The sequence below is a fragment of the Sphingomonas sp. PP-CE-1A-559 genome (assembly GCF_004340965.1).
GTDB lineage: Bacteria > Pseudomonadota > Alphaproteobacteria > Sphingomonadales > Sphingomonadaceae > Sphingomonas.
Genome location: NZ_SLYA01000001.1, coordinates 576,711 through 595,222 on the forward strand (window position 1 = coordinate 576,711; position 18,512 = coordinate 595,222).

The 18,512-nt window shown below is 66.7% G+C and carries 15 protein-coding genes; 10 read left to right on the forward strand and 5 right to left on the reverse strand.

All coding sequences use genetic code 11. From position 1 onward, the window contains the following. Positions 1-105: 105 nt before the first annotated feature. Both C8J42_RS02575 and C8J42_RS02580 read left to right on the forward strand, forming a co-directional pair. Positions 106-2,274 (forward strand): SPOR domain-containing protein, encoded by a 2,169-nt coding sequence (locus C8J42_RS02575; RefSeq protein ID WP_133018793.1) that lies wholly within the window; start codon positions 106-108, stop codon positions 2,272-2,274. Beyond that, positions 2,271-3,437: a deoxyguanosinetriphosphate triphosphohydrolase gene (locus C8J42_RS02580; RefSeq protein ID WP_133018794.1), complete on the forward strand. Its 1,167-nt coding sequence runs from the start codon at positions 2,271-2,273 to the stop codon at positions 3,435-3,437. The genes C8J42_RS02575 and C8J42_RS02580 overlap by 4 nt, the downstream gene beginning before the upstream one ends. A gap of 200 nt (positions 3,438-3,637) precedes the next feature. Here the strand turns inward: C8J42_RS02580 and C8J42_RS02585 are convergent, their stop codons facing one another. Beyond that, positions 3,638-3,931 (reverse strand): hypothetical protein, encoded by a 294-nt coding sequence (locus tag C8J42_RS02585; protein WP_133018795.1) that lies wholly within the window; start codon positions 3,929-3,931, stop codon positions 3,638-3,640. A gap of 216 nt (positions 3,932-4,147) precedes the next feature. On the opposite strand from C8J42_RS02585, the gene C8J42_RS02590 reads away from it, so the two are divergent. The 4 genes from C8J42_RS02590 (at position 4,148) to C8J42_RS02605 (ending at position 9,540) form a co-directional block, all read left to right on the forward strand. Beyond that, positions 4,148-5,689, forward strand: coding sequence for a DUF1800 domain-containing protein (locus tag C8J42_RS02590; RefSeq protein ID WP_133018796.1), 1,542 nt, complete (start codon positions 4,148-4,150; stop codon positions 5,687-5,689). 2 nt (positions 5,690-5,691) lie between these two features. Then, the gene (locus C8J42_RS02595; RefSeq protein ID WP_133018797.1) at positions 5,692-6,846 is read left to right on the forward strand and encodes a DUF1501 domain-containing protein; all 1,155 of its coding nucleotides are present in this window, start codon (positions 5,692-5,694) and stop codon (positions 6,844-6,846) included. Between the two features lie 250 nt (positions 6,847-7,096). Beyond that, positions 7,097-8,821: an arginine--tRNA ligase gene (gene argS, locus C8J42_RS02600; RefSeq protein WP_133018798.1), complete on the forward strand. Its 1,725-nt coding sequence runs from the start codon at positions 7,097-7,099 to the stop codon at positions 8,819-8,821. After that, positions 8,821-9,540, forward strand: coding sequence for an SPOR domain-containing protein (locus tag C8J42_RS02605; protein ID WP_133018799.1), 720 nt, complete (start codon positions 8,821-8,823; stop codon positions 9,538-9,540). Before argS ends, C8J42_RS02605 begins: the two co-directional genes overlap by 1 nt. A gap of 617 nt (positions 9,541-10,157) precedes the next feature. Here C8J42_RS02605 and C8J42_RS02610 read toward each other — a convergent pair. After that, positions 10,158-10,427 carry a hypothetical protein gene (locus C8J42_RS02610; protein ID WP_133018800.1) on the reverse strand — a complete coding sequence of 90 codons (270 nt, stop codon included), beginning with the start codon at positions 10,425-10,427 and terminating at the stop codon, positions 10,158-10,160. A 69-nt stretch (positions 10,428-10,496) separates the two neighbouring features. Further along, positions 10,497-11,969 carry a glycerol-3-phosphate dehydrogenase gene (glpD, locus tag C8J42_RS02615; RefSeq protein ID WP_133018801.1) on the reverse strand — a complete coding sequence of 491 codons (1,473 nt, stop codon included), beginning with the start codon at positions 11,967-11,969 and terminating at the stop codon, positions 10,497-10,499. Between the two features lie 52 nt (positions 11,970-12,021). Between glpD and C8J42_RS02620 the strand changes: the two genes are divergently transcribed. From C8J42_RS02620 to C8J42_RS02630, 3 genes are read left to right on the forward strand one after another with little or no spacing between them, the layout of a single operon-like run. Beyond that, complete coding sequence (locus tag C8J42_RS02620; protein ID WP_133018802.1) at positions 12,022-14,334, forward strand: RNB domain-containing ribonuclease; 2,313 nt, start codon at positions 12,022-12,024, stop codon at positions 14,332-14,334. A 50-nt stretch (positions 14,335-14,384) separates the two neighbouring features. After that, positions 14,385-14,681: a hypothetical protein gene (locus tag C8J42_RS02625; RefSeq protein ID WP_056486607.1), complete on the forward strand. Its 297-nt coding sequence runs from the start codon at positions 14,385-14,387 to the stop codon at positions 14,679-14,681. Further along, positions 14,671-15,012: a hypothetical protein gene (locus C8J42_RS02630; protein ID WP_133018803.1), complete on the forward strand. Its 342-nt coding sequence runs from the start codon at positions 14,671-14,673 to the stop codon at positions 15,010-15,012. The genes C8J42_RS02625 and C8J42_RS02630 overlap by 11 nt, the downstream gene beginning before the upstream one ends. On the opposite strand, the gene C8J42_RS02635 is transcribed toward C8J42_RS02630, so the two are convergent. Continuing rightward, a complete protein-coding gene (locus C8J42_RS02635; RefSeq protein WP_133018804.1) occupies positions 15,013-16,170 on the reverse strand; it encodes a saccharopine dehydrogenase NADP-binding domain-containing protein in 1,158 nt (385 codons plus the stop codon). 108 nt (positions 16,171-16,278) lie between these two features. On the opposite strand from C8J42_RS02635, the gene C8J42_RS02640 reads away from it, so the two are divergent. Beyond that, the gene (locus C8J42_RS02640; RefSeq protein ID WP_133018805.1) at positions 16,279-16,605 is read left to right on the forward strand and encodes a TfoX/Sxy family protein; all 327 of its coding nucleotides are present in this window, start codon (positions 16,279-16,281) and stop codon (positions 16,603-16,605) included. Between the two features lie 2 nt (positions 16,606-16,607). Here C8J42_RS02640 and C8J42_RS02645 read toward each other — a convergent pair whose 3' ends face one another. Next, positions 16,608-18,383 carry an ABC transporter transmembrane domain-containing protein gene (locus tag C8J42_RS02645; protein ID WP_133018806.1) on the reverse strand — a complete coding sequence of 592 codons (1,776 nt, stop codon included), beginning with the start codon at positions 18,381-18,383 and terminating at the stop codon, positions 16,608-16,610. Positions 18,384-18,512: the final 129 nt, after the last annotated feature.

Sequence of the window (18,512 nt, forward strand, 5' to 3'; positions counted from 1 at the left end):
GTACCCAAAACCCTGCATTCGTCGCCGCCCCAGCCCAGTTCGCCGCGCGCATGCGTGCGAGACATTGCCGGTTCGGTCGGGCTGGCGTCTAGACAGATGATCCTCATGACCCGGTCCTCCCATCATCTCCTGACCGCCGCGCTGGCTCTCGTGCTCGCGGCCGTGCCAGCCGCCGCGTCTGCGCAAGCCGTCGTCCAGGCGATCCCCGGCACCACCGACGCGGACAAGCTCGGCGACGTGATGCGCCAACTCGCGAGCAACCCGCGCAACATCGACGCGCTGATCAAGGCGGGCGACCTGTCGATGGGTCTCGGCGATCTCAGCGGTGCGGCCGCACTGTTCGCGCGCGCTGAAAAGGTGAACCCGCGCGACGGTCGCGCAAAGGCGGGGATGGCATCGATCCTCGTACGGTCCGAGCGTCCCGGCGAAGCGCTCCGCTATTATGCGCAGGCGGAGGGTCTCGGCCTCGATCCGCGTAACTTCGCTGCCGATCGCGGGCTCGCCTACGACCTGATCGGCCAGCAGGACCGGGCGCAACGCGATTACCGCGTGGCACTCCGCGATGCGCCCGACGACGAGACGACGCGGCGCTATGCGTTGTCGCTCGGCATCTCGGGCAAGCCCGATCTCGCGATCCAGCAGCTCAATCCGCTCCTGCTCAAGAGCGATCGCGGCGCATGGCGCTCCCGCGCGTTCATCCTCGCGATGAACGGGGACGTCGCCGGCGCCGAGAAGATCGCCACGACGATGATGCCCGCAGGTACCGCGCAAGGCCTGCAACCCTTCTTTCAGCGCCTGCCGAACCTGCCCGCAAGCGACCGCGCTTTCGCAGTACATTTCGGCGAGGTCCACGCGACGCCCGCCCGCCTCGCGGATGCTCGGATGGCGCCACCCTTGGGTATTCTCGCCGCAGATCCGACCGCGCCGGTAATGCTGGCAGCCGTAACACCGCAACCCGCAGTCGCTGCGACAACCGGCAAGAAGGACAAACGCGATCGCCGCTCGAGCCGCGACCGTGTCCAGATGGCAGCGGCAACGCGACCGTCGTCAACACCAGTGCCCGTGACGACGTCGGTACCGGTCCCGACGACCACCACCGCGCCACGTACGCTGACGACGGTTCCGGCTCGGACCCCGTACGCCGCCCCCGTCCAACTCGCAGCGGCGCCGATGCAGACGGTCCAGCCGCTTCCGGCGCGTACCGTTCAGTCTTCGCAACCAAGCTATTCAGCACCTAACGTTGCCGCTCAGGGCACTCGTATCAACCCAGCCGCGGAAACGAACTCCGTCGTCTCTGCCACCATCCAGCCGAGCCCGTCGCCGGTTGCCCGCACAGTCCCAGCGCCATCGACGCTGGGAACGCTTCCGCAGAGCGTAGCCACGCAGATGGCGGCGATCCCGCTGGGACAGGCAAAACCCGATCCGACCCGCGCGGCGAATGCGCTCGCAGCGTCGGCGACGGCGGCGCCCTCGGTTTCGCCGCTACAGACTCCGATACAGCAGGCGCCCGTTCAGCAGGTCGCCCCAACGCAGAGTGCCAGCGCCGAGACGCCGACGCCCGGCTTCACTAGTTCGTCCACGCCCGCGCCGGTAACCGCAACATCCTCACCACGCACCCACGCGGTCGCCGCGAGCGAGGACTCGATCCTCGCGCGGATCGTCGCGGGCCTGTCGATCCCCGCGTCGGAGCTCGACGTCGCGCCGATGCATCCCGCGCCGGTCGTGACCGCCGCCGCCATCCCCGTCCCGGATGATTCCGAGCGCGTGCTGGCCGAGGCGAAGGCCAAGACCGAGCGCGACGCTGCGGCGAAGGCGATCGCCGCCAAGACGCTGGCTGCGGACAAGCTCGCCGCCGACAAGAAGGCCGCGCTCGACAAGAAGGCCGCGGCGAAAAAGGCGATCGCCGACAAGAAGGCGCTTGCCGAGAAGAAGGCCGCCGCCGCCGAGAAGCTCGCCGCCGACAAGGCTGCGGCCGAGGAAAAGCGGATTGCGCGTGCCAATCCTGCGCGGACCTGGGTTCAGGTGTCGACCGGCGCGACCGAGGGCGACCTGCCCAAGGCGTGGAAGAAGGCGAAGGCCAAGGCACCGACCGTGTTCGGCGCTCGCGGCGGCTGGACTGCGCCGTGGAAGGCGACCAACCGCGTGCTCGCCGGCCCGTTCAAGACCGATGCCGAGGCACGCACGTTCGTCAATCAGCTCGCCAAGGAAGGCGTCCCGACGTTCACCTTCACCAGCGATCCCGGCGAGATCATCACCAAGTTGCCGGCCAAGTGAGTTACCGCGCGCCGTGGGCATCGGACCCGGCGCGCAGCAAAGGACGGCTTCACGAGGAACAGAACGGGTCCACGCGTGGTCCGCGCGACGCCTTCCAACGCGACCGCGACCGGATCATCCACTCGATCAGCTTCCGTCGCCTGCGTCACAAGACGCAGGTGTTCATGGCGCCCGACGGCGATCATTTCCGCGTTCGCCTGACACACAGCCTCGAGGTCGCGCAGATCGGCCGGACGATCGCTCGGACCTTGGCGCTTAACGAGGACCTGACCGAGGCGCTCTGTCTAGCGCACGACATCGGTCATCCGCCGTTCGGTCACGCCGGCGAAGATGCGCTGAAGGCGGCGCTCAAGGGGCAGGGCGGGTTCGATCACAACGGCCACACGCTCCGCACGCTGATGACGATCGAGCGGCCGTATCCGTTGTGGAACGGGCTGAACCTGACATGGGAAACGCTCGAAGGGCTGGCCAAGCATAATGGACCGGTGCGGCATCCGGGCTGGGCGCTGGCGACGGCGGACGCGAAATACCCACTCGCTCTGACCAGTTTCTCAAGCCTCGAAGCGCAGGTCGCGGCGATCGCCGACGATATCGCCTACGACAATCACGACATCGACGACGGCCTGCGCGCGGGGTTGCTGACGCTCGACCAGATGCTGGCCGTACCTCTGGTCGCGGGCGGCTGGGACGACGTGCGGCGGCGCTTCCCCGATATTGACCCGAAGCGCCTGGTCGGCGAGCTCGTCCGCACGCAGATCGGGACGATGGTCAACGACCTGATCGCCGAGACGCGCCAGCGGATCGCGGCGAGCGGCGTCACCAGCGTCGACGACGTCCGCGATGCGGGGCAATGCCTAGTCGGCTTCTCGCCCGAGATGCGCGAGGCGGAGCGCGACTTGAAGCGCTTCATGTACGCCAATCTCTATCACCACCCGCGGCAACTCGCGGCGGCAGATGCTGCGCACGGGATCGTCTCGGGCCTGTTCGCGGTCTACCGTGACGACCCGCTGACGATCCCCGAGGAATGGCGCGAGCGGCTGCCGACCGAAGACCCCCATCGCAGCCGCCACATCGCGGATTTCATCGCCGGGATGACGGACCGGTACGCTGTATCGCGCTATCGCGACCTGGTCGGCCCGATCGATCTGCCCGAAGGATTCTGAGCGACTGATCCTCCCCCGCCAGGGGGAGGTGGCTGGCATTTGCCAGACGGAGGGGGAGGACGCGAAACCGCCGTTGTGCTTCCTCCCCCTCCGTCACCTTCGGCGCCACCTCCCCCTTGCGGGGGAGGATTACCTCACAACGCAAAACGGCGGCCGGACCGAGGTCCGACCGCCGCTGCAATTTTCAAAAGCTAACTAGCTCAACGCGTAACCGAAGCAATGCCGCCAGCCGCGCCATTGGCTTCGTTGGTCTTGAACGCGACCGGGACGCCGCCCGATACGCCCGACACGTGGTCGCCGCGGACGATCAGGTGGAACTTCTGGCCCGACGGATAGCGACGGCCGTCGATGACCTGGCGGCCATGGTCCTGCGTCGAGGTATAGACGTACGTGCTGCCCTCATGGACGAAGCTCTGCTTGCCGTCGGCGGCCATGCCGATCGTCGAGGTGAGTGCGGCCGCTGCTGCTGCGATGATCTTGATGGTCGTGCGCATGATCGTGTCTCCCGAAGTGCGTCGAGCCGGATCAGGTGTTCACCCAACTCTCGAACCAGAGAAATATTGCGGCGCAGCATGAGTTGCAATTGCAAACCGATCCGTCGCGATTGCATCAACTGCAACGATGAACGGCCCCCTGCATGCGATCAGCGCGGCCGGTGACATACTTCCACGACATTTGCCGCGTACATTCGCACGCGAAGGAGAAGTGTCGTGTCTGCTTCCAGTATTGCGCTCAATCGGTTCGGCCTTGGCGCAAGGCCGGGTGATGCTATCGTCGGCGATCCGGTCAAGTGGGTGCTGGCGCAGTGCGACCGGTTCGAGCCGCGGCCACCGGTCATCGCGAGCGCGCCCGCGACGGCGGGCATTTCGGCAGGTCTCGTCGCCTATTATGTTCAGGAAAAGGCGATCAGGGCGCAATTCGGTCCGCGCACGCCGAAAGCCGCGCTCGGCATGGACGGGAAACCCGCGGTCGCCGCTCCAACGATGTCCGGCGCGATGAGCCCACCACCCGTGTCTTCGGGCGTTGCACCTTCCGGCATGGCTCAGGCCCCCATGGCGCCGGGGCCGATCGATCCAGGCGCGGCCGCACGACAGGAAGCGCGACAAGTCATCGGCAAGCAGAGCCGCAATGATTACGGCGCGGCGGTCGCGGCACGGACGATGGCCGCGCTCACCGGCGATGCGCCGTTCGTCGAGCGTCTCGTGCATTTCTGGGCGAACCATTTCGCGGTCTCGACCGAGAAGTTCGAGGTAATGGCGCTCGCCGGACCGATGGAGTTCGAGGCGATCCGCCCGCATGTGCTCGGCACTTTCGCCGACATGCTGAACGCGGTCGAGCGGCATCCGGCGATGCTGCTGTATCTCGACCAGGCCGTGTCGATCGGCCCCGACAGCCCGTTCGCCGTGCGGAAAACCCGCCGTCGCACCGGCCTGAACGAAAATCTCGCGCGCGAAATCATGGAGTTGCACACGCTCGGCGTCCGCAGCGGCTACAGCCAGGCCGACGTCACCGAGTTCGCGCGCGCGATGACCGGCTGGACGGTCGCGGGTATCGGGCGCGGCCCCGGTGCGCGCATCCAGGACGATTCGCGCGCGGGCGCGTTCCTGTTCCTCGACGACGTTCATCAGCCCGGTGATCGCACCGTGATGGGCAAGCTGTATCCCGCGGCGGGGGAGGCGCAGGCACAGGCGGTGCTCTCCGACCTGGCCGTCCACCCTGCGACCGCGACGCACATCGCGACCAAGCTCGCGCGACACTTCGCCGGCGATACGCCACCGCCGGCGATGGTTGCACGGCTGAAGACGGCGTTCCTGAAATCGGGCGGCGACCTGCCGACGGTCTATCGCGCGCTGGTCGCCTCGCCCGAGGCATGGGTGGCGAAACCCGTGAAGTTCAAGTCGCCATGGGAATGGTATGTCTCGACCCAGCGCGCGCTCGGCACGACGACGGTCCAGCCCGGCGTCACGGTGGGGATGATGAACCAGCTCGGCCAGCCGATATGGCAACCGGGGCAGCCGATCGGCTACGACGACGTCGCCGCAGCCTGGGCCGGACCCGACGCGATCATGCGGCGGGTCGAGGCGGCGGAGCGGTTCGCGGCACGCGCCGGGCCGGTCGATGCACGGGCGTTGGCGCCGACACTGTTCCCCGCCTCGCTCAGCCCCACCACCGCGCAGGGCCTGTCGCGCGCGGAAAGCCCTGCACAGGCACTCGCGTTGTTGCTCGTCGCCCCCGAATCGCTGCGGAGATAGTCATGCTCGACCGCCGTTCCTTCCTCTCGACCGGTACGCTCGGCGTGCTGGCCTCCGCCTTCGCCCCCCGCATCGCCTTCGCGCGCGCGGCGACCGACAAAAGGTTCGTGTTCATCATCCAGCGCGGGGCCGCCGATGGTCTCGGCACGATCGGCGCGGTCGGCGATCCGGCCTTTGCAGGCGTACGCGGCGATCTCGCGGCGGATTTCGCGACGGGCGCCAAGCTCGACGGCATGTTCACGCTCCACCCCGCGATGACCGCGAGTGCCGGGCTCTACAAGCAAGGCCAAGCCCTGTTCGCACACGCGATCGCCTCGCCCTACCGCGATCGCTCGCATTTCGACGGCCAGAACGTGCTCGAGACGGGGGGCGTCAGCGCGTACCAGGTCCGCGACGGCTGGCTCAACCGGCTGCTCGGCGTGCTGCCCGCGGACGAGGCGCGCGCGATCGCGGTAGCGGCGACCGTGCCGATGGCGCTGCGGGGGCGGCGCGAGGTGGCATCCTATGCACCGTCGAGCCTCCCCGACGCGTCCGACGATCTGCTGCAACGCGTCGCGATGCTGTACGACGGCGACCAGCAACTCCACGGCCTGTGGAGCGAAGCGATGGCCACGCGGCAACTCACCCGCGATCTCGCGCAGGACGGCGGGCGCAATGCCGCCGCCACGGGTGCGCTCGCTGCGCGGTTGCTCAAGCCCGACACCGGCGCGCGGATCGCGATGATCGAGATGGGCGGTTGGGATACGCATACCGGCCAACGCGGCCGACTTACCGCGCAGTTGAAGGGTCTCGACGCGATGGTCGCATCGCTACAGGCGGGGCTGGGGCCGTTATGGTCCGACACGATGGTGCTGGTCGCGACCGAGTTCGGGCGGACCGTCGCGGTCAACGGCACCGGGGGGACGGATCATGGCACGGGCACGTCTGCGATGCTGTTCGGCGGCGGCGTGAAGGGGGGCAGGGTGGTATCGGACTGGCCAGGCCTCGCGCCTGCCGCTCTGTACGAGGCCCGCGATCTGAAACCGACGATGCAGCTCGACGCGTTCATCGGCGGCGCGGTGTCCTCGCATTTTGGCGTCGAGCCGGATCGGGCGATGGCCGCGCTGTTTCCTGCGAGCGCGAAGACTGCGGCGATCGAGGGGCTGGTGCGGGTTTGACGCTGATCTTCGCTTTGCACGCGTACGGCCCAGATACACTTCTGTTCCCTCGCGAACGCGGGGGGCCAGGATCTCGGGCGGTGCATGTGGTTTAGCTGGGCCCCCGCGTCCGCGGGGGAACGGGGATGGCTTTCCGATGTGGCGGATCTAGCCGGGCGGTGCTGGCGGCCGCCCCCTCCGACGGGATTAAAATTGAGCGCCGCGCCGCGATGGTCTAGAGCGCGCGTTTCCTTGACGTACCGGGACTGCCATGACGCTCTACACCCGTTTCGCCGCGCATATCGATGCGGCGCTCGACACGCTGACCGCGGCGGGCACGCTGCCGGCCGGTCTCGACCGCAAGAACGTCACGGTCGAGCCGCCGCGCGACACCAGCCACGGCGATCTCGCGACCAACGCCGCGATGGTCCTCGCCAAGCCCGCCAAGACCAATCCGCGCGTCCTCGCCGATGCGCTGGTCGCCGAACTGTCGATGCTCGAGGACGTCGCCTCTGCGAGCGTAGCAGGCCCCGGCTTCATCAACCTGAAGCTGACCGACGACGCTTGGCGCGCCGAACTCGCCGCAATTCCCGAGGCCGGTGCCGACTATGGCCGCTCGAAGCAGGGCGACGGGATCACGGTCAACATCGAGTATGTCTCGGCCAACCCGACCGGCCCGATGCACATGGGGCATTGCCGCGGCGCGGTCGTCGGCGATGCGCTCGCCAGCCTGCTCGAATTCGCCGGCCACAAGGTGATCCGCGAATATTACGTCAACGATGCCGGCGGGCAGGTCGACGTGCTCGCGCGCTCGGTCCACCTTCGCTACCGCGAGGCGCTCGGCGAGACCATCGAGATCCCCGAGGGCCTGTATCCTGGCGACTATCTCGTCCCCGTCGGCCAGTCGCTCGCAAAGGAATTCGGCGACCGCTATGTCGGCGCACCCGAGAGCGAATGGCTGGTCATCTTCCGCACGCAGGCGGTGGCCGCGATGATGGTGATGATCCGCGCCGATCTCGCGCTGCTCGGGATCGAGCACGAGGTGTTCGCGTCCGAAGCCGAACTCCAGGCCGCGAAGAAGCCGGAAGCGGCAGAGGCGGAACTGCGCTCGCGCGATCTCGTCTATGACGGCGTGCTCGAAGCACCGAAGGGCGAGACGCCCGACGATTGGGAGCCGGTTGAGCTGCCGCTGTTCCGCTCGTCGCAGTTCGGCGACGACCAGGATCGCCCGATCAAGAAGTCGAACGGGTCGTGGACCTATTTCGGCGCCGATCTCGCCTATCATTTCCAGAAGAGCCAGGGCGCCGATCAGCTGATCGACATCTGGGGTGCGGATCATGGCGGCACGGTCAAGCGGATCGTGGCAGGCGTAGCGGCGCTGACCGGCGGCAAGACGCGGTTCGACGTCAAGCTCGTCCAGATGGTCCGGCTGCTGCGCAACGGCGAGCCGGTCAAGATGTCGAAGCGCTCGGGCAATTTCGTCACGCTCGCCGATGTCGTGCGCGAAGTGGGCAAGGATGTCGTGCGTTTCACGATGTTGACGCGACGGTCGGATGCACAGATGGATTTCGACTTTGCGAAGGTCGTAGAGGCATCGAAGGACAATCCGGTGTTCTACGTCCAGTATGCGCATGCCCGGATCGCATCGCTGCATCGGCGTGCGGAGGAGGCGGGGATTACGCCGATTTCTGCCGACCTGTCCCGGCTTGATACGGACGAACTGGCGCTGGTACAGCTTGCAGCGCAGTTTCCGCGGCTCGTCGAGATCGCCTCGACCGCGCGCGAACCACATAGAATTGCGTTCTATCTCTATGACTTGGCGGCAGCGTTCCACGCGCTATGGAATGTCGGAAACGACCGGCCCGACCGTCGTTTCCTGGTGATAGAGGATCCCCAGGCGACCGCGGCAAGGCTTTTCCTGGCGTCCGCTATAGGGCAGATTATTCATAACGGCCTCGCCATCATGGGTGTCGAAGCGGTTTCGGAGATGAAGTGATGGCCGAAGATATGGATCTGCGCGAGGAAGACCGGCTCCCCTGGCTCGAAACCGTCGAGCCGGACGAGCAGCAAACCGTCGGTATCGGCCGCGTGATCGCGCTCGTCGTACTCGGCCTGGCCATCCTCGCGGCGATCATCTTCGGCATCTACAAGCTGCAACAGCGCGCGCCTACAGGCGACGGCCAGATGATCGCCGCGCAGGAGGGCGACTACAAGGTCAAGCCAGACGACGCTGGCGGCCTGAAGGTCAAGGGCGAGGGCGACTCGGCGATCGCGACCAGCGCGGGCAAGTCGGGCAACGGCGCGATCGACCTGCGCGGCGTGCCGGAAGCACCGGTCGCGGGCAAGCGTGCGGTTGCGGCCAAGCCCGATGACGCCGCGGGTCGCAATGCGGTCGCGCAGGTTCCGGCCTCGGGTGGTCGACTGGTTGCTGCGGCACCCCTGGCGCCATCGAAGCCCAATGGTGCTGGCACGGCTACCGGTGGATCGCTGGTCCAGCTTGGTGCGTATCCGAGCGAGGCGGTCGCCAACGCGGCGTGGGCGAACTTTTCGAAGCGGTTTGCGTATGTCGGCGCACTTGGCAAGTCGGTCCAGCCGGTCGCCGCCGGTGGCCGCACCCTGTATCGCCTGCGCGTGAACGCAGGCAGCGCGAATCAGGCGGCGGACATCTGCGGCCGGTTGCGCGTCGCCGGCGAGACGTGCTTCGTCGCGAGCTGATCGCGTGAAATGGTAGAGCGAAGCCGAGGCGCGCAGCATTAGCGCTCGCGCTTGCCCAGCTGCTTTGCTCATCGTTGAGGCTTGGGTTGCCGACGAGCCGGTCGGCTACTTACACGCTTCGCGACCTTGTATATCGGGGGAGCAACCCGAGAGATCAGTGCTCACGAGAGCACGTCCAAGACTAAGTCAGCCATTTGGTACGACACATGGTGAATTCTTGAAGACCACGCTTCGGCGGTTCGCTATCGCGCAGATAACACCACGTTGGTGACCGGCGCTCGGGTGGAAACCGAGGATGGTGAGTGTATCAACTGCATTTCGAAATATGTGCGCACAACGGTAAAAGACGACGTCTAGCGGCTATTTAGTAGCCGATGCATTAGTGCGGGCCTGCTGACACTATGATCGAGGACGGCGAGCATGGCGTCCATAAACTTCCCGCATCGCTCTACACGACCAGCCAAAACCCCAGGTCACAGAAGCGTCCACCACGATATTTGCTCGACCTCGCGGGTATCACGTCCGGACCTGCTCGAAGCAGGCGCGCACTTGATCCAGCGCAAGCCGCCTAAGACGACTATCCTTCAATGCGCCAACGCGTGCTCGCACGCGTACGCTCAGATCGAGCGGCGGTGCTTTCCACCGTATTTGCGGCCGATGTAATCGCCAATCTGCGCGACTTCGGTGGCGGCTGCACGCGCGCCGTTCATCTGGCAGGGGAGCGGATCGCTCGCATGGTCGCTAGCGCGGCGCTTCACAGTGTCGCACAGCTCTTCGATATCGGCGCGCGACAGTATGTTCTTTTCGCGCAACAGGCAGATCAGGCTCTGCAGGATCACGAGATTCTTGTCCTCGGGATCGACTTGGAGTTCCGGGTATGTGGCCATTGGAGGTCTCCTCGATAGATATGCGTCGAGGATATGCTCAATCGTAAAACATGCAAGCCCCAACACTTACTAGGGGAATGCCGCGCTCCACCACGTACCGAACGCGTCCGTCTCCGCCTTATCCAAGGTCAGCCCGATCTTGCTGCGGCGCATTAATGCATCTTCGGGTATCCTCGCCCATTCGCGATCGTGCATCCAGCGCGCTTCGATTTCGGTCAGGCCGCCGCCAAGGTCGGCGCCGAGCCCGGCTGCGTCGGTGACGTTCGCGAGCATGCCGTCGAGCAAGGCACCGTAAGCGTGCGCCATCCGTTCGCTACGGGTATCCCCCAGAAACGGCCATCGCCCGCGAACCTGCGCGAGATAGGTCGCAAAAGGTGGGATGGCGCCCCCGGGGAAAGCGCGGTCGCGAGTCATCTGGCGGACGGCCGTACCCAGCGCGGGGGCGATCTTCGCGAGCGCTTCCTCGGCGAGATGGCGTGCAGTCGTGATCTTCCCCCCGAACACGGACAGCAGAGGCGCCGCGCCCGTATCGCCGAGCGTGTCGAGTTCGAGGACATAGTCGCGCGTGACCGCCTTCGCCTCGCTGGCGCCGTCGTCGTAGAGCGGGCGCACGCCGGACCACGTCGAGGTGACGTCGGCTGGCGCGATCTGACGCGTGAAATGCTGGTTCGCGGCATCGCAGAGATACGCGATCTCGCCCGCGTCGATCACCGCGTCTTCGGGCCGGTCGACGGGAATGTCGGTCGTGCCGATCTCGGTCTGGCCCTGATACGGGATCGCGAAGACGATGCGGCGGTCGGCAAGTTGCAGGATATAGGCGTGGTCGCCTTCGTACAGTCGGGGCACGACGATATGGCTGCCCTTGACCAGCCGGACGCCGGCGCTGGCGTTGATGCCGAGCCGCCCGAGCAATTCGGCGACCCACGGGCCGGCGGCGTTGACGAGCGCGCGCGCAGTGACGTCGCGGCCGTCCGACAGCGTCGCGCACCATACTCCGCCGTCACGGCGAGCAGTGACGAGTTGGGTGCGGACCGCGATCTCTGCGCCGTTGGCGTGCGCGTCCATCGCGTTCAGCACGGTAAGGCGGGAGTCATCGACGAAAGCATCGGAATAGACAAAGCCGCGCGCGCCGTTCTTCAGTGGCGCGGTGTACGCGGTGTCGCTCCTGCGCAGGCCACGCGATCGTTTCAGCGTCATGCGGCCGCCGAGCCAGTCGTACAGGTACAGCCCGAGCCGGACCATCCACCAGGGCCGCACCGCATTCTCGTGCGGCAGGACGAAGCGCATCGGGCGGATGATGTGCGGCGCGGCCTTCACCAGGCGTTCGCGTTCGCGCAGCGCCTCGGCGACCAGCTTGAAGTCGTAATATTCGAGATAGCGTAAGCCGCCATGGATCAGCTTGGTCGAGGCGGACGAGGTCGCGCCGGCGAGGTCGCCCTTTTCGACGAGCAGGACCGACAGGCCGTTCAGTGCCGCCTCGCGGGCGATCGCGGCGCCGTTGATGCCGCCGCCGACGATGAGGATGTCGTAACTTTGCGTCATGCCCGTAGCTTAGCCGTTTGGTAATGGCGGGCCTACCGACTATCTCTGTACCATGTACAAACCAAAAGCCGGTCTTCCGACGCGCGAGCAGATCCTCGACTTCATCACCACTTCCGACGTGCCCGCGGGCAAACGCGAGATCGCCAAGGGCTTCGGGCTCAGCGCGCAAGACAAGATCGGGCTGAAAGCGCTCCTGAAAGACATGGCCGACGAGGGGCTGATCGACAGCGCTCCAGGCCGCGCGTTCCACAAGATGGGCGGCATTCCGAAGGTGACGGTGCTGCGGATCGCGGACGTCGACGACGGCGGCAACGTCTGGGCGGTTCCCGAGCGCTGGGAGGCGGAAGGTGCGCCACCGCCGCGGTTGCGCGTGCGCGAGCGGAAGCGTGGTGCGCTCGGCGTCGGCGAGCGAATCCTCGCGCGGACCGACGAGGCCGGGAACGGCTGGATCGCGCATCCGATGAAGGTGCTCGCGCCGGCGTCTGAGCAGGTGCTGGGCGTGTTGCGCGAGGAGGCCGGACGCCTCTGGCTGACGGGTGTCGACAAGCGCGAGCGGCGTGAGTTCGCGGTTGCGGACGCAGGTGGCGCGGCGCCGGGCGATCTGGTGTTGGCGGAATTGGCGGGGAAGCCGCCCAAGATCGCCGCCCGTGTCGTGCAGAAGCTGGGTGATCCGTTCGCGGCGCGTAGTTTCTCGCTGATCGCCATCCACAAGCTCGGCATTCCGGATGTGTTCTCGCAGGAGGCGCTCGACGAAGCGGAGCGCGTGTCCAAGTTACCGCTTGGTGAGGGCCGTGAGGATCTGCGCGACCTGCCGATCGTCGCGATCGATCCCGAGGATGCGCGCGATCATGACGACGCGGTGTGGTCTGAGGCGGACGATGATCCGTCGAATGCCGGCGGATGGAAGGCGATCGTCGCGATCGCGGACGTCAGCTTCTATGTCCGACCGAAGTCCGAGGTCGATCGCGAGGCTCGGCGGCGCGGGAACTCGGTGTATTTCCCCGACCGCGTGGTGCCGATGCTGCCGGAGATTCTCTCCGCGGAGGTGTGCTCGCTGAAGGAAGGCGCGGACCGTGCAGCGCTCGCGTGCCATCTGCGGATCGGCAAGGACGGCTCGCTCAAGTCGTGGCGATTCACGCGCGCGGTGGTGCGGATCGTGGCGAACCTGGCGTATGAGGAGGCGCAGGCGATCATCGACGCCTCCTCCCCTCCCGTCTTGCGGGAGGGGTCGGGGGAGGGCGGTGCCTCATTCGATCCGGTCGTAAGTCAGGAAGTCCTTCCCCCGACCCATCCCGAAGACGAGAGGGGAGACATGCTGAGCGTGCTACAGCCGCTCTGGGCCTGCTGGCACACGCTGGCGAAGGCGCGTGACGCACGTGCACCGCTCGATCTGGACCTCCCCGAACGGCGTGTGGTGCTCGACGAGCAGGGGCGGATCATGTCGGTGTCGCCGCGTGAACGCCTCGACGCGCACCGGCTGATCGAAGATTACATGATCGCCGCCAACGTCGCCGCCGCCAAGGCGCTGGAAGCGAAGAAGGCGCCGGTCATGTACCGCATCCACGAGCCGCCGAGCCGCGAGAAGCTCGCGGCGCTGAAGGAATATCTCAAGACGTTCGACGTGCCGTTCGCGCTCGGGCAGGTCGTGCGGCCAGCAACGTTCAACCATATCATCGAGCGGATCGGCGATGCGGACTTCCGCCCTCAGGTCATGGAGCAGATCCTCCGTACGCAGACGCAAGCCTATTATGCGCCCGGCAACCACGGGCATTTCGGCCTCAGTCTGGGCAGCTACGCGCATTTCACCTCGCCGATCCGGCGCTATGCCGATCTGCTCGTCCATCGCTCGCTGGTGTCCGCCTACGGCCTTGGCGAAGGCGGGTTGCCGGCGGACGATGCGGCCAACATGGAGTCAGTCGGCGAGATCATCAGCCGGCTCGAACGCCGCGCGATGGAGGCCGAGCGCGACACCACCGATCGCTATGTCGCGGCGTTCCTGTCGGAGCGCGTCGGCCAGGTGATGGACGTGCGGATCACCGGCGTGACCAATTTCGGCTTCTTCGCGACGGTCGAGGGGATCGGCGGCGACGGCCTGATGCCGGTGCGTGATCTCGGCGGCGAATATTTCCGCTTCGACGAGGGTGCGCGCACGCTGACCGGCGAGCATAGCGGCGATGTCTTCGCGCAGGGTCAGACGCTGGAGCTGCGGCTGGCGGAAGCGAACCCGGTGTCGGGCGCGCTACGCTTCGAGATGCCCGAGGGGAAGGGCGCGGCCCAGCCTCCCCGTGGCGGACGCAAGCCGGTGCGCGAGATCAAGCGACGCGGTCGCCCAACGAACATCCGCCATCAGGGCAAGCGGCGTTAGGAATTGCACAAACCCCCCGCGTTATGCGAGATCGGCGCGGGGGGAAGAGTATGCGGGGACTTATTCTAGGCCGATCGCGCCGACGGATCGTCAAGGATTTCGTCGCGGCACGGGCCACGTCGGCTGATCGTGCGATCGCTTATGTAGCGAAGGACGCGCGGATATTCCGCCAACTTCGAGTCTATGGCGCGATCGTCGACGACGGAGCCGGGCGCTATCATCTCGATGCGCGAAAGCTCGGCGCATTTCGCGCTTCGGTGCGACTTCGAGCCGCAGCGATCGTCGGGGTATCGGGCGTCGCTGCAAGCGTTGCGGCTGCGGCGACGGTCTTTACGCTTGCCGAATAAGCTCTCGCCGGAAAGGCCAAGCCCAGCCGGCATGCCGATGGCGTTGCGGCCGCATCGGATTCGCGGGGTCATCCCGGCGCTGTTCCTGGCGCGACACGCGATCGCACCCGACGATGCGATCGCCTTCCTACCTCGCGACGCTCGGGAGCAGGCGACGTTCGATCGGCTGCGCGCCAACGGCATCGTCCGCGAAACCGCACCAAGCCACTTCTATTTCGATCTCGACGCGCATTATGCTGCCGGCGAGCGACGCCGACGTCTCGCCGTGCCGATCGCGATCATCGTGTCGGTGCTGATTGCTTGGATCGCCACGCGGTTCTTTCGCGGTTGATCAGCCGACCGTGAAGGTCAGCCCGGCCTTCGCCACCAGCCGATCGCGCAGTTTCGTCCCCATCAGCGCACCCGGCGTCCAGATCCCGCCATCGCCTTCCACGTCCTGGACGAGGCACAATGCCGCCTCGGCGATCATCTTGCTGGTCGAGCCATAGCCCGGATCGCGGTCGCCAATGACGACCGCGTCGATCCGCTCGCCATCGGGCATGATGCCCGCGAACAGTAGGTCGTAATGCCCCGCATCGCGCTCCTCCTTCGACGGGCCTTCGCCGGGTTTCGGCCCCTTGTCGCCCGAGAACGGATTGAACTTGGCGATCGCCTCGGCCGCCACCTTGCCGAGATCGCCCAGCCCTGCGACCATCATCTCGTCATAGACGAAGTCTGCGCCATACGCCTCGCCGAGCAGGAAATTGGTGCGGTGGACGTTCTTGGTGTTGATCGGCGCCATCACGAACGGCGCGACCCAGGCCGAGATGGTCGTATCGTATTCGGGGAGCAACCCGGTCGGCTGGTGCGGTCCGTGGAAGCCGGGGGTCAGCGCGAACGGGCTGGACAGCAGCTTGACGATGCCGGGATCGCGTGCGGCGGCGGCGAGCGTCGCCTTTAGGCTCGCCGCGGTGCCGCCCGAGAACGTCCCCTGCATTTTGCGCACGCGGCCTTTCACGCGCGGTGCCGGGACTCCGTATTTGGCCTTTGCCGCCTCTTGCAACGTCAGCACGCCGAGATCGAACGGGATCGAGTCGAAGCCGCAGGAGAACACGATGCGCGCGCCGGTCCGCGTCGCTTCGCCTTCATGCGCATCGATCATGTGGCGCATCCAGGCTGGCTCGCCGCACAGGTCGACATAACCGGTGCCGGTTGCGGCGCAGGCGGCGACGAGTGCGGTGCCGTAGAGCTGATACGGTCCGACGGTCGAGATGACGACGGTGGCGCGTTCGGCCATCGCGCGGAGGCTGGCGGGATCGTCGGAGTCGGCAGCGATCAGCGCCGTCTCGGCAGGCGCGCCGATCAGGTCGCGGACCTCTTGTAGCTTCGACAGCGAGCGCCCGGCCATCGCCCACCGAACGCCAGTGGGATAGGTCTGGACGAGATACTCCGCCACCAGCCGTCCGGTGAACCCAGTCGCGCCGTAGATGACGATGTCGAAGTCGCGCATACCCATCTCCTCTTTCGCCGAGTTTGCGCGCGCGGGCATGGCATCGCAAGTGGAACGCCATCGTCGGCATGCCTCGCCAAGGCCGCGCCGATCTGCGAGGATCACCCGATGGCATCCGACCGCAAGACCGTCGCGTTCATCGTCGATCAGCTCACTGCGGCGGGGGAGGTCTCCGCAAAGCCGATGTTCGGCGAATACGGCGTCTATTGCGACGGCAGGATGGTCGCGCTGATCTGTGGCGAGCAGCTCTTCGTCAAACCGACACCGGGCGGCCGCGCGTTCGCTGGGGCGCTCGACGAGGCGCCGCCTTATCCGGGCGCGAAACCGTGCCTGTTGGTCGATGCCGACCGCTGGGACGATGCCGAGTGGCTGGCCGAACTCGTCCGCATCTCGACCGCCGAACTGCCGATGCCGAAACAGCCCAAGCCCAAGTAGATTCAGGCGGCCTCGTTGAACTGCAGGCTAGCGAGCCGCGCGTAGAGCCCGCTGTTGGTCATCAATGACCCGTGCGAGCCTTCTTCGACGATCTGACCGTCGCTCATCACGATGATCCGCTCGGCCGCGCGCACGGTAGCGAGGCGGTGCGCGATAACCAGCGTGGTGCGGTTCGCCATGAGCCGCTCAAGCGCTTCCTGCACGAGCCGCTCGCTCTCGGCATCGAGCGCACTGGTGGCCTCGTCGAGCAGCAGGATCGGCGCATCGCGGAGCAGCGCGCGAGCGATCGTAACGCGCTGGCGCTGGCCGCCCGACAGCCGCGCGCCGCCTTCACCTAGGAACGTGTCGAGGCCTTCAGGGAGTTTGCGCAGGAACTCGGCGGCATTGGCGGCTTCCGCGGCGGCCCAGAGCTGATCATCGGTCGCCGACCAGTCGCCGTAGCGGAGGTTGTCGCGGGCCGAGGCGCCGAAGATGATCGTCTCCTGCGGCACCATCGCGATGCGGGCGCGAACCTCGGCCGGATCGGCGTCGCGGAGGTCGATGCCGTCGAGCGTCACGCGGCCGGCGTCGGGGTCGTAGAAGCGCTGGACCAGCTGGAAGAGCGTCGTCTTGCCCGCGCCTGAGGGGCCGACGACGGCGACCGTCTCGCCCGGCTTCACGTCGAGCGAGAAGCCGTTGAGCGCGGCGACGTCGCGCCGCGTCGGGTAGTGGAATTGCACGCCCTCGAACGCGAGCGCACCTCGTGGCGGCTGGGGCAGGGCGACCGGGTTGGCAGGCGCGGCGATCTCGGGCTTCTCGCGCAACAGTTCCGACAAGCGCCCGGCCGCGCCGGCGCCGCGCAACAGGTCGCCATAGACTTCGGTGAGCGCGCCGAACGCGCCTGCGACGATGCCTCCGGTCAGCACGAACGCGGCGATCGCGCCGCCGCTGATGCGGCCCGCCGCGACGTCGATTGCGCCTTCCCACAGGACCAATGTGATCGATCCGAAGACGAGGCCGATGACGATCGCGGTCATCACGGCGCGGAGCATGATCCGCGCGCGAGCCGCAGCGAAGGTCGCGCTGACCGCGTCAGAGAAGCGGATCGCCTCGCGGTCTTCCTGGCCGAACGCCTGCACGACCTTCATCGCGCCGAGCGTTTCGGTGGCGATCGAACCGACGTCGGCGACGCGGTCCTGCGAGGTGCGTGAGTAATTACGGACGCGTTTGCCGAGCAGGGCGATCGGCAGGATGATCAACGGGATGCCGATCATCAGCATGCCCGCAAGCTTCGGCGAGATCGCGAACAGGTAGATCAGCCCGCCGATTCCGGTGAACGTGTTGCGCAGCGCGATCGACACGGTGCTGCCGACGACCTGTTCGATCAGCGCCGTATCCGACGTGAGACGCGAGGCGATTTCGGACGGGCGGTTCTCCTCAAAGAAGCGCGGCGTCAGGCGGAGGAGGTGGCGCTGCACGTTGGTGCGGATGTCCGCGACAACGCGCTCGCCTAGCCACGACACGTAATAGAAGCGCACAGCGGTCGCGAGCGCGAGTACGACGACGATCATCAGCAGATAGTGGAACGAGTTGGCGACCGACCCGCCCGCGCCGGGGCCAAAGCCGCGGTCGATAACGCGCTTGAACCCGTAAGGAATGCCGATCGTCGCGGCCGAGGTCATCATCAGCGCGAGCCCCGCGAACGCGATCTGGCGAGGATATTGGGAGGCGTGACGCCACACCATCGCGAGATCGCCGATCCGGCGGGACGTCTTCTCTTCGGGTATCGGCTTGGCCATGCGCGGTGCCTAGCAGTGGCGGGGGTGGCGCTCAACGAGAACCGGGCGTCGCAGAGGGCGGTGATCCGGTCGCGCGGGACGGAGCGGCCGTCGATCGCGCGTTGCACTGCGGCAAAATTGCGTTACCAC

What these genes read in the sequence shown, in the direction of transcription:
- C8J42_RS02640 (WP_133018805.1), top strand. Translation starts at nt 16,279, where the DNA reads ATGGCATCCGACCGCAAGACCGTCGCGTTCATCGTCGATCAGCTCACT.
- C8J42_RS02645 (WP_133018806.1), bottom strand. Translation starts at nt 18,383, where the DNA reads ATGGCCAAGCCGATACCCGAAGAGAAGACGTCCCGCCGGATCGGCGAT.
- C8J42_RS02620 (WP_133018802.1), top strand. Translation starts at nt 12,022, where the DNA reads ATGTACAAACCAAAAGCCGGTCTTCCGACGCGCGAGCAGATCCTCGAC.
- C8J42_RS02635 (WP_133018804.1), bottom strand. Translation starts at nt 16,170, where the DNA reads ATGCGCGACTTCGACATCGTCATCTACGGCGCGACTGGGTTCACCGGA.
- argS (WP_133018798.1), top strand. Translation starts at nt 7,097, where the DNA reads ATGACGCTCTACACCCGTTTCGCCGCGCATATCGATGCGGCGCTCGAC.
- C8J42_RS02595 (WP_133018797.1), top strand. Translation starts at nt 5,692, where the DNA reads ATGCTCGACCGCCGTTCCTTCCTCTCGACCGGTACGCTCGGCGTGCTG.
- C8J42_RS02575 (WP_133018793.1), top strand. Translation starts at nt 106, where the DNA reads ATGACCCGGTCCTCCCATCATCTCCTGACCGCCGCGCTGGCTCTCGTG.
- C8J42_RS02605 (WP_133018799.1), top strand. Translation starts at nt 8,821, where the DNA reads ATGGCCGAAGATATGGATCTGCGCGAGGAAGACCGGCTCCCCTGGCTC.
- C8J42_RS02610 (WP_133018800.1), bottom strand. Translation starts at nt 10,427, where the DNA reads ATGGCCACATACCCGGAACTCCAAGTCGATCCCGAGGACAAGAATCTC.
- C8J42_RS02625 (WP_056486607.1), top strand. Translation starts at nt 14,385, where the DNA reads ATGCGGGGACTTATTCTAGGCCGATCGCGCCGACGGATCGTCAAGGAT.
- C8J42_RS02585 (WP_133018795.1), bottom strand. Translation starts at nt 3,931, where the DNA reads ATGCGCACGACCATCAAGATCATCGCAGCAGCAGCGGCCGCACTCACC.
- glpD (WP_133018801.1), bottom strand. Translation starts at nt 11,969, where the DNA reads ATGACGCAAAGTTACGACATCCTCATCGTCGGCGGCGGCATCAACGGC.